Raw genomic sequence first — 9,627 nt, 5'->3', positions numbered from 1 at the left:
CCCCGAAGGCCACTGGAGCCTGCTGGTGCAAGCCGTCGACCACTACGTGCCCTCCATTGCTGCGCTGATGGACGAGTTCGACTTCCTGCCCCGCTGGCGCATGGACGATATCATGGTGAGCTACGCGCCCCCCGGCGGCAGCGTCGGCCCGCACATCGACCAGTACGATGTGTTCCTGCTGCAGGCCCGCGGCCATCGCCGCTGGCAGCTGGGCGGCAAGCAGCCGGACAACGCGCCGATCGTGCAGGGCATCGACCTGCGTATTCTGGAAACCTTCGAGATCGAACCCGACTCCGATTGGACCCTGGCACCGGGCGACATGCTCTACCTGCCGCCGGGCTGGGCGCATCACGGGGTCAGCCAGACCGACGACTGCATGACCATTTCAGTGGGTTTTCGTGCTCCCTCGGCCGACGAAGCCATCACCTCCTACGCCGACTACGTGGGCGAGCAGATGTCGGAATCCCAGCGTTACAGCGACGCGGGCATGGCACCGGCCCAGCATCAGGGCGAACTGGACGACGCCGCCATCGAGCGTATGCGTCAATTCATCCTCTCGACGCTGGACAAACCGGAGCAGATGGCCCAGTGGTTTGGCCGCGTCATGACTCAGCCCAAGTACGTCGACCAGCTGATGCCACTGGACGAGCCACTGGACGAGGCCGCGCTTGTTGCTCAGCTACAACAGGGCGAGCCGCTGTTCCATATGCCCGGTTCGCGCTTTGCCTGGCGCAGCGATGCCGCCGGCACCACGCTGTTCGTGGATGGCGACGGGCACGCCTGCTCGGAAGCGCTGGCCAAGCGGGTCGCCGACCCGGAGCCCATGTACGACGAGGTGCTGGAACTGGACGGTGCGGCAGCGCTGCTCACGCAGCTGATCAATAGCGGCAGCCTGGGCTTCATGGGTGAAGACGACGAGGAGTAAGGCGTGAACACAGCCACCACCGTGCAACAAGGCGACTGGCGTGAACTGGGCGACGCGGCGTCGTTGATTCGCCGCGTGGTCTTCATCGATGAGCAGCAGGTTCCTCAGGAAGAGGAGTGGGATGGCCGGGATGGCGAATGCCTGCACTTCCTCGCCACGCTGAATGACGAGCCGGTGGGTACCGCGCGCCTGCTGCCCGACGGCCATATTGGTCGCGTAGCGGTGTTGAGCAGCGCACGGGGCGCGGGCATTGGCTATCGACTCATGGAGGCTGCCATCGCCGCTGCCCGCGAGGCAGGCCATCGCCACGCGGCCCTCAGCGCCCAGCTACACGCCCTCGCCTTCTATGAGCGTTTAGGCTTCGTAGCCCATGGCGAGGTCTTCATGGATGCCGGCATCCCCCACCGCGAAATGACCCTGGTGCTGTAACCCGCCACCAGGCCATCGAACACGCGTTATCGCGCCGCTGAGACAGCGGCGCTTTTTTTTGCGTCCAACAGGCGAAAAACGACTACACAAACAGGGCGTTCGACGTAGTCGATGTCGTCGGACTACAACGCCCCCTGCCCCGAAGTGACAATTGTTGAATGCAGCTGCCTGACCGATAGTTATTGCACTGCAGCGACGTTGGCTCTCAGCTCTTACGCCATGTCGCTGTGTGACGCCAAGCGCCGAGGCACGACGTTTTACTGAGAGACGATTGGCCTAGAGACAGCGCCGCAAAATTGCACAATGCTGAACGCTATCTCGCAGGTGCAGCATAACAACAAGCTAGCCTGCGAACGACGATAACCCTGGAGGAATCAGCTCATGTCAGGACTGCTCGACGATATCAAAGCCATGGCCCAACTGCGCGAAGCCCAAGGCGGCAAGTGGTCAGCGATCAAACCTGAATACGCCGCTCGGATGCGTGCCCAGAACCGCTTCCATACTGGCCTGGACATTGCTCGTTACACCGCCAAGATCATGCGTGACGACATGGCCGCCTACGATGCCGACACCTCCCAGTACACCCAATCGCTGGGTTGCTGGCACGGCTTCATCGGCCAGCAGAAGCTGATTTCCATCAAGAAGCATTTTGGCACCACCAAGCGTCGCTACCTGTACCTTTCAGGCTGGATGGTGGCAGCCCTGCGCTCCGAGTTTGGCCCGCTGCCTGACCAGTCCATGCATGAGAAAACCTCGGTGGCCAACCTGATCGAGGAACTCTACACCTTCCTCAAGCAGGCCGATGCGTGGGAACTCAACCACCTGTTCCGTGCGCTGGACGACGCCAAGGAAGCAGGCGACAGCGCCAAAGAAAAAGAGCTGATCAGCAAGATCGACAACTACGAAACCCATATCGTGCCGATCATTGCCGATATCGATGCCGGGTTTGGTAACGCCGAAGCCACGTACCTGCTGGCCAAGAAATTCATCCAGGCGGGCGCCTGCTGCATTCAGCTCGAAAACCAGGTATCCGACGAGAAGCAGTGCGGTCACCAGGACGGCAAGGTCACCGTGCCCCATGAAGACTTCCTGGCCAAGATCAACGCCGTACGTTACGCCTTTCTGGAGCTGGGCGTCGAAGATGGCGTCATCGTGGCTCGTACCGACTCGCTGGGCGCTGGTTTGACCCAGAAGATCGCCGTCACCAATGAGCCAGGCGACCTGGGCGACCAGTACAACAGCTTCCTGGATGGCGATGTCATCGAGAACGCCTCGGACATCAACAACGGCGACGTGGTCATCAAGCAGAACGGCAAGCTGGTCAAGCCCAAACGGTTGGCTTCTGGCCTCTACCAGTTCAAGCCAGGCACCGGCGAAGACCGCGTGATCCTGGACTGTATCACCAGCCTGCAAAACGGTGCCGACCTGCTGTGGATCGAAACCGAGAAGCCCCATGTGGGCCAGATCGCCAGCATGGTGAACCGCATCCGCGAAGTGGTGCCGGACGCCAAGCTGGTGTACAACAACTCGCCCTCCTTCAACTGGACGCTGAACTTCCGCCAGCAGGTCTTCGATGCCTGGGAGAAAGAGGGCAAGGACGTATCGGCCTACCAGCGCGACAAGCTGATGAGCGTCGAATACGACAACACCGAGCTGGGGCAGCTGGCCGATGAGTGGACTCGCAACTTCCAGCGTGACGGGGCGCGCGAAGCGGGTATCTTCCACCACCTGATCACCCTGCCCACCTACCACACGGCGGCGCTGTCTACCGACAACCTGGCCAAGGGCTACTTCGGCGACGAAGGCATGCTGGCCTACGTGGCAGGCGTCCAGCGTCAGGAAATTCGCCAGGGGATCGCCACGGTCAAGCACCAGGACATGGCAGGCTCCAACATCGGCGACGATCACAAGGAGTTCTTCCATGGTGAGGCTGCGCTGAAAGCCGGCGGCAAGGACAACACCATGAACCAGTTTGGCTAAACACACAGCCACTGCAACGCACCACGGGGAGCCACGGCTCCCCGTGGTGTTTTTTGCGGCGTGCTTCATGGCCTGTCGATTTTTTGCACACTGCTTTCTTAATGCCTGTCTACACTCTACTTTGTGACCTTTTTTCCAAACGGCTGGTCAAAGCGTACGCTTTGGTTATCTTTTAGCGAACGCCGTTCTATAATGATACGCACGCATTGATCTGCGGACGTTCACAGCCATATGGGCTGATTCTTACTGGAGGTTTGAATGAAACGTTTACTACCCGTTGCAGCGTTGAGCATCCTGACACTGGCTGGCTGTGCCAACACATCCACCTACTCGGGCGATGTGTACCGCGGCAACCAGGCGCAGACGGGCCAGAGCGTCAGCTATGGCACCATCGTGGCCGTTCGTCCGGTACAGATTCAAGCCGATAGCCGTACCGGCAACCTGCTGGGCGGTGGCGGTGGCGCCGTGATTGGCGGCCTGCTGGGCAGCCAGGTAGGCGGCGGTTCAGGCCGTCAGCTGGCCACCGTGGCAGGTGCACTGGGCGGTGCCGTCGCCGGCACGGCGGCAGAAGACAGCGTCAACCGCGTCAATGCACTGGAAATGGAAGTGCGTCGTGACGACGGTACCGATGTGGTCGTCGTTCAGCGTGCCGACCGCCAGTTCCAGGCCGGCCAGCGTGTACGCCTGATTGGCAGCGGCGCCAACCTGAGCGTTGCCCCCTACTGATCGGTCGTTGTATCGGCGCTGGTCACAGCTGACCAGCGCCTGCAAAAGCACGGTCTCGAAAAAAAGCCCGTCCACCAAAGTGGACGGGCTTTTTCATGTCTGCTTCAAGCCATGCCTGATTAACGGGTGGCGGGGTACAGCACAAACCACCCATTCGGCAGACCTTGTTTCGGCAGACTTAGTGGGTCACCTTGTTGCTGGCCCAGTTGGCCAGCTTGTAAACGACAAACCCGATCAGCGCCAGCAGCAGAGCCACCAGCAGAATATCGACCGGACGCACCAGTGTGGTGGCCCCCAGGATAGCGATGGCCGCTACCCACAAGTGGCGGTTCTCGCCATGGGTCTTCAAAACACCGGGCAACAGCTTGTCCAGCCCTTGGCTAAAGCCATTGTCCCAACGCTTGTTGGCAAAGTAGGCGATCAGCACGAAGGCCACCACCCAAATCAGGAAAACAGTCATATCAAGCTCCGATCACACTTCGTTAGCTTACGGAAAAAGGGTGAGAGTAGGGTATCGCTGGTCACTGTCGGGCGCAATAGTGCCAAAGGCATGGGGGTTAAAAACCCGGCTTACCCCCTGACAAGCCAAGCCACACGCGTTACCATGTTGGGACATGCACTCACCGAAAGGTTATTCAATGCAAATTGCGCAAAACTCGGTTGTCGCGTTTCACTACACCCTGACCAACGATGCAGGTGAAGTGCTGGACAGTTCCGAAGGCCGTGAACCGCTTACCTACCTCCACGGCGCCGGTAACATCATTCCGGGCCTGGAAAAAGAGCTGGAAGGCCGCGCCGCTGGTGACAAACTGAACGTCAAGGTTGCCCCTGCCGAGGGTTACGGCGAAGTTCAGGAACAGCTGATGCAGGAAGTTCCTCGCGATGCCTTCCAGGGCGTCGAGAGCATCGAGCCGGGCATGCAGTTCCAGGCCCAGACCCAGGGCGGCCCGCTGATGGTCACCGTCACGAAAGTGGAAGGTGACACTGTGGTCGTGGATGGCAACCATCCGCTGGCAGGTCAGCACCTGAACTTCGACGTTGAGATTGCTACCGTTCGTGAAGCAAGCGAAGAAGAAGTTCAGCACGGACACGTGCACGGCGAAGGCGGCGTTCAGCACTGAGCGTAAGTCATCGTCATCAAGGCGGCCCGCGGGCCGCCTTTTTTGTGCGTGGCCGTTCGTGCCGCTATTCGCCGGGAATCAACACCAGCTGCCCATGGCGTACGCTGCGTGACGAGGTCACTTCGTCAGCAAACTGCTTGAGCGCACTCCCCTGCCCTTTGAGCAGCGCCACTTCCAGGCAGCTGTCATGGTTGATATGCACATGCAGCGTCGACAGCGTGAGGTCGTGGTGGTCGTGGGAGTGCCGGGTCAACCGCTTGGAAAGCTCTCGCGCCGCATGGTCGTAGACATACACCAAAGCCCCCATACACGGGGCATCCGGCGCGACCTCTTCCTTGGCCTGAGTCAGCCCGCTGCGGGTCAGGTCTCGAATGGCCTCGGAACGGTTCTGATAGCCACGCTGCTGCATCAAGGCATCCACCTCGCGTAGCAGCTCTTCATCCAGCGTCACGGTAATACGTTGCATACCTTCTCCTTTGCTCACCCGAGCGTTGAATGGGCCTGTTGACTACCCGCCACACGAGTATGATGTTATTGTCAAAACATCATACTTATTCGTCACAGGGTGCCCCATGCGTCGTTCGATACTACTGACCATTGCCAGCACATGCCTGGCGCTCAGCGCTCCCGCGCTGGCCAAAGAGCAGTTGGTGCTTGCCATCGGCGGCGAGCCAGACCAGGGATTCGACCCACTGCTGGGCTGGGGGCAATACGGAAGCCCGCTGTTTCAGTCCACGCTGCTCACCCGTAGCCAGGATTTTACCCCTCAAGCGGGGTTGGCCACCGAATGGTCTCTGTCGGACGACCAGTTGACCTGGACACTGCATCTGCGCGAGGACGTGCGGTTTGCCGATGACACGCCGCTCACCGCCCGGGATGTGGCATATACCTTCAATGCCGCCGCCACGGCAGGGGGCCGAGCCGACCTCAGCGCGCTGGCACATGCCGACGCCGTGAATGACCACACCGTCACGCTTACCCTGAAAGCCCCCCGTATAACCTTCATCGACCAGCTGATGACCCTGGGCATTGTACCTGATGCCGAGCGGGAAAATGGCCATCATGCGGGCTATGGCCGCCAACCGCTGGGTTCTGGCCCCTACCGCATGGTGGAGTGGCAGGAAGGTGAACAGCTGATCGTCGAGCGTAACCCCTATTTTTACGGCCCAGCTCCGGCCTTCGAGCGCCTGGTATTTCTGTTTACCGATGAGGCAGGCACGCTAAGCGCTGCCCAGGCAGGTCAGCTCGACCTGGCCGTCATTCCCCAGGCGCTGGCCAGCACCATGCCGGGCCAGATGCAGCGGGTCCTGATGGAGAGCGTCGATAATCGCGGGATTCTGTTTCCCATGCAGCCCGATAGCGGGGAGCGCGCCGCCAACGGTGCCCCGATTGGCAACGATGTCACGTCCGACCTGGCCATTCGCCAGGCCATCAACCTGGCGCTATCCCGCGACACGCTGGTAGACGTGGCCCTGAACGGCTTTGGCCGCCCGGCGTATGGCCCTGCCGATGGCCTGCCCTGGGGGCACCCCGAGGAAACCATCGCTTTCGACCTGGAGCAGGCCAATGCCCTGCTGGAGGAAGCAGGCTGGCTGCGCGCAGACGATGGCCTGCGCTACAAGGACGGGCAGCCTGCTCGCTTCCGGCTCACCTACCCGGCCAGTGATACGACTCGCCAGCAGCTCGCGCAAATCAGCGCAGAGATGGTGCGCCCGCTGGGAATCGAGATGCAGCCCACCGGCCGCCATTGGGATGAAATACAGCGGGAAGCTCTGCACCAGGATGCCATCGTGTTTGGCTTTGGCAGCCATAGCCCGCAAGAGATCTACTATCTCTTCCACAGCGAACACGCCGGGTTTGGCTTCTACAACAGCGGCTTTTACACCAATGAGCGCGTCGACCAGCACCTGGAGGCCGCCCAGGCCGCCGCCAGCGCCGAAGAAGCCAACCCACACTGGCAAGCAGCCCAGTGGGATGGCAGCACCGGCTATGGCCTACAGGGCGATGCCAGCTGGGCCTGGATGGTCAACCTGACCCATGTCTATGCCGCTGACCCGTGCCTGAACGTTGGCGAGCTGGGCGTGGCCCCCCATGGACACGGCTGGCCGATTACCGCCAACCTGCTCGAGTGGCGCTGGACGTGCCACTAGCCCGCTGGCTGGCGTGGAGAAGCCTACGGCTGGGGCTGGTCATGCTGTGCGTGGCCGGTCTCGCCTTCGGCCTGATGATGCTCTCGCCCATCGATCCCATCGACGCCTACCTGGGCCCGCAGATGGCCCAGGTAAGCCCCGAGCAGCGCGCCCTGATCGCCGCACAGTGGGGCTTCGATGAACCGGCAGCCGTGCAGTTCGGCCAGTGGCTGCGTCAACTGGCCAGCGGCGAGCTGGGCTGGAGCCATGTGTACCAACAGCCGGTAGGTGACGTCATCAGCCTGCGCTTTCAGCGCTCGTTCTGGCTGCTGTTCAGTGCCTGGCTGCTGTCACTGGTGCTGGGCGTGGCATTGGGTATCGTGGCAGGCAGCCGGGAAGGCTCGCTGCTCGACCGCTTGATCAGCGGTTACGCCTTGGTGACCGCCTCGACGCCCACTTTCTGGCTGGCCATTCTGGCACTGCTGCTGTTTTCGGTGACCCTGGGCTGGACCCCCACCTGCTGCGCAGGCCCCACGGGGGTGGTCAGCCGCGATGTCACGTTCGCCACCCGTCTGCACCACCTGGTGCTGCCGGTGACCACCCTGGCGCTATTGAGCATGGCCACCATCACTTTGCACACCCGCGCCAGAATGTTGGCCTTCATGCGTTCCGACACGGCGCTACACGCCTTTGCCCAGGGCGCTAGTCGTACCGACATCGCCTGGCGGCACGGGCTGCGCCACGCCAGCCTCCCGGCCATCACCCTGGCCTTTGCCTCGCTGGGCGAGCTGTTTGGCGGCTCCATTCTGGTGGAGCAGGTCTTCGCCTACCCGGGGCTGGGCCAGGCCACCGTAGCGGCGGGGCTGCGCAGCGATGTTCCCCTGCTGCTGGCCATCGCCCTGTTCACCGCGCTGTTCGTGAGCATCGGCAACCTGACCGCCGATGCCCTGGCACGGGTGACCGACCCGCGCATCCGTCTGGCACACAGCCCATGAGCGCACAGCCACGCCTGGCCGCCGCCGTTTATCTGGTGCTCTTCAGTGCCCTGCTGATGCTGCTGTTGAGCAGCCGTTTGTGGCTGGGTGACAGCCCCCAGCAGATGCAGTTCGAGGCACGTTTACAGCCACCCAGCCTGCTCCACTGGTTCGGCACCGATGCCTTGGGCCGGGAGCTATGGGCGCGAACCCTGGCGGGGCTGGCGCTGAGTTTTTGGGTCGGTTTGAGCGCGGCCCTGCTGGGCACGGCCATCGCCCTGCTGCTGGCCAGCCTGGCGGCGCTATCGAACACCCTGGATGCGCTGGTGTCGCTGCTGATCGATACGCTGCTCAGCGTGCCCCACCTCATTTTACTGCTGCTCATCGCCTTTGCGCTGGGCGGGGGTACCCAGGCCGTGATCATCGCCGTGGCCATTACCCACTGGCCTGGCCTGGCGCGGGTGTTTCGCGCCGAGCTGTTCAGCCTGCGCGAGGCCGAGTACGTGGCGCTCTCGAAAGGCTTTGGCAAAGGGCCGGGGTACATCGTCGCCCAGCACTTCGTGCCCCACCTTTGGCCCCACTGCGTGGTGGGTACGTTACTGCTGTTTCCCCACGCCATTCTGCACGAAGCGGCTCTGACCTTTCTCGGCGTCGGCCTGGACCCCAACCAGCCCGCCATCGGCGTGCTGCTGGCCGACGCCATGCGCTATCTCAGCGGCGGCTATTGGTGGCTGGGCGTGTTTCCCGGGCTAGGACTGCTGCTGATGGTGCTGGCCATTCAACGGCTGGCCACACAGCTGCGCCAGGCCCTGTAAGGCCCGCGTTTTCAACCATCAAGGGAGCCAAACATGCTGGAGATCACCGAATGGAGCCTGAGCCTGCCCCACTACCCCCGCTGGTGGAAGCGCGAGTGGTCACCCGTGATCGAATCGCTTTCGCTGGACATTCAGGCAGGGGAAATACACGCCTTGGTCGGCGCGTCCGGATCCGGCAAAAGCCTGCTGGCCCACGCCCTGCTGGGCCTGCTGCCGCCCGCAGCACGGCAGCACGGCACTCTGACCTTCCAGGGCGACCTCTTGACGCCCGAGCGCCAACGCCAGCTGCGTGGCCGTGAACTGGCGCTGATTCCACAGACCCTGAACGCCCTGGACCCATTGGCACGCAGCCAGCACCAGATACGCTGGGCTGCTCGCCGCGCAGGCCTTTCCCGCGTCAGCGCTCAAGCACGCAGCTACGACCTGCTGCAGCACTACCAGCTCGCCCATGCAGCGCGGCGCTACCCCCATGAGCTTTCCGGCGGCATGGCCAGGCGGGTGCTGGTGGCCATGGCCCAGGCCGGCCAT

11 protein-coding genes are annotated in these 9,627 nt (G+C 62.3%); 9 read left to right on the top strand and 2 right to left on the bottom strand.

Annotation, left to right across the window (positions count from 1 at the left end; all coding sequences use genetic code 11):
- From B7L71_RS09240 to B7L71_RS09225, 4 genes are all read left to right on the top strand, one after another.
- A partial coding sequence (locus B7L71_RS09240) for a JmjC domain-containing protein (protein WP_081137492.1) occupies positions 1 to 925 on the top strand: 925 nt, incomplete at its 5' end.
- Between the two features lie 3 nt (positions 926 to 928).
- Positions 929 to 1,354, top strand: coding sequence for a GNAT family N-acetyltransferase (locus B7L71_RS09235; protein ID WP_081137491.1), 426 nt, complete (start codon positions 929 to 931; stop codon positions 1,352 to 1,354).
- A gap of 381 nt (positions 1,355 to 1,735) precedes the next feature.
- Positions 1,736 to 3,334 (top strand): isocitrate lyase, encoded by a 1,599-nt coding sequence (locus tag B7L71_RS09230; RefSeq protein ID WP_016914500.1) that lies wholly within the window; start codon positions 1,736 to 1,738, stop codon positions 3,332 to 3,334.
- A 258-nt stretch (positions 3,335 to 3,592) separates the two neighbouring features.
- Complete coding sequence (locus tag B7L71_RS09225) at positions 3,593 to 4,060, top strand: glycine zipper 2TM domain-containing protein (RefSeq protein WP_081137489.1); 468 nt, start codon at positions 3,593 to 3,595, stop codon at positions 4,058 to 4,060.
- Between the two features lie 178 nt (positions 4,061 to 4,238).
- On the opposite strand, the gene B7L71_RS09220 is transcribed toward B7L71_RS09225, so the two are convergent.
- Positions 4,239 to 4,520 (bottom strand): hypothetical protein, encoded by a 282-nt coding sequence (locus B7L71_RS09220; RefSeq protein WP_016914502.1) that lies wholly within the window; start codon positions 4,518 to 4,520, stop codon positions 4,239 to 4,241.
- Positions 4,521 to 4,698: 178 nt separating this feature from the next.
- Between B7L71_RS09220 and B7L71_RS09215 the strand changes: the two genes are divergently transcribed.
- The gene (locus B7L71_RS09215) at positions 4,699 to 5,181 is read left to right on the top strand and encodes an FKBP-type peptidyl-prolyl cis-trans isomerase (RefSeq protein WP_016914503.1); all 483 of its coding nucleotides are present in this window, start codon (positions 4,699 to 4,701) and stop codon (positions 5,179 to 5,181) included.
- A gap of 64 nt (positions 5,182 to 5,245) precedes the next feature.
- Here B7L71_RS09215 and nikR read toward each other — a convergent pair whose 3' ends face one another.
- Positions 5,246 to 5,647 (bottom strand): nickel-responsive transcriptional regulator NikR, encoded by a 402-nt coding sequence (nikR, locus tag B7L71_RS09210; protein ID WP_016914504.1) that lies wholly within the window; start codon positions 5,645 to 5,647, stop codon positions 5,246 to 5,248.
- A gap of 106 nt (positions 5,648 to 5,753) precedes the next feature.
- Here nikR and B7L71_RS09205 point away from each other — a divergent pair, with 106 nt between their 5' ends.
- From B7L71_RS09205 to B7L71_RS09190, 4 genes are all read left to right on the top strand, one after another.
- On the top strand, positions 5,754 to 7,331 hold the full coding sequence (locus tag B7L71_RS09205) for an ABC transporter substrate-binding protein (protein ID WP_081137488.1): 1,578 nt from the start codon (positions 5,754 to 5,756) through the stop codon (positions 7,329 to 7,331).
- Positions 7,322 to 8,305: an ABC transporter permease gene (locus B7L71_RS09200; RefSeq protein ID WP_446497410.1), complete on the top strand. Its 984-nt coding sequence runs from the start codon at positions 7,322 to 7,324 to the stop codon at positions 8,303 to 8,305. Before B7L71_RS09205 ends, B7L71_RS09200 begins: the two co-directional genes overlap by 10 nt.
- Positions 8,302 to 9,099: an ABC transporter permease gene (locus B7L71_RS09195; RefSeq protein WP_081137484.1), complete on the top strand. Its 798-nt coding sequence runs from the start codon at positions 8,302 to 8,304 to the stop codon at positions 9,097 to 9,099. Before B7L71_RS09200 ends, B7L71_RS09195 begins: the two co-directional genes overlap by 4 nt.
- A 33-nt stretch (positions 9,100 to 9,132) precedes the next feature.
- Positions 9,133 to 9,627 (top strand): ATP-binding cassette domain-containing protein (locus B7L71_RS09190; RefSeq protein ID WP_139790100.1); only part of this gene is annotated, 495 nt, incomplete at its 3' end.

The organism is Halomonas sp. BC2 (genome assembly GCF_002078115.1).
Classification (GTDB): domain Bacteria; phylum Pseudomonadota; class Gammaproteobacteria; order Pseudomonadales; family Halomonadaceae; genus Vreelandella; species Vreelandella stevensii.
Note: the sequence above shows the minus strand (reverse complement) of the source record. Positions and strands in the feature narration are given on the sequence as shown.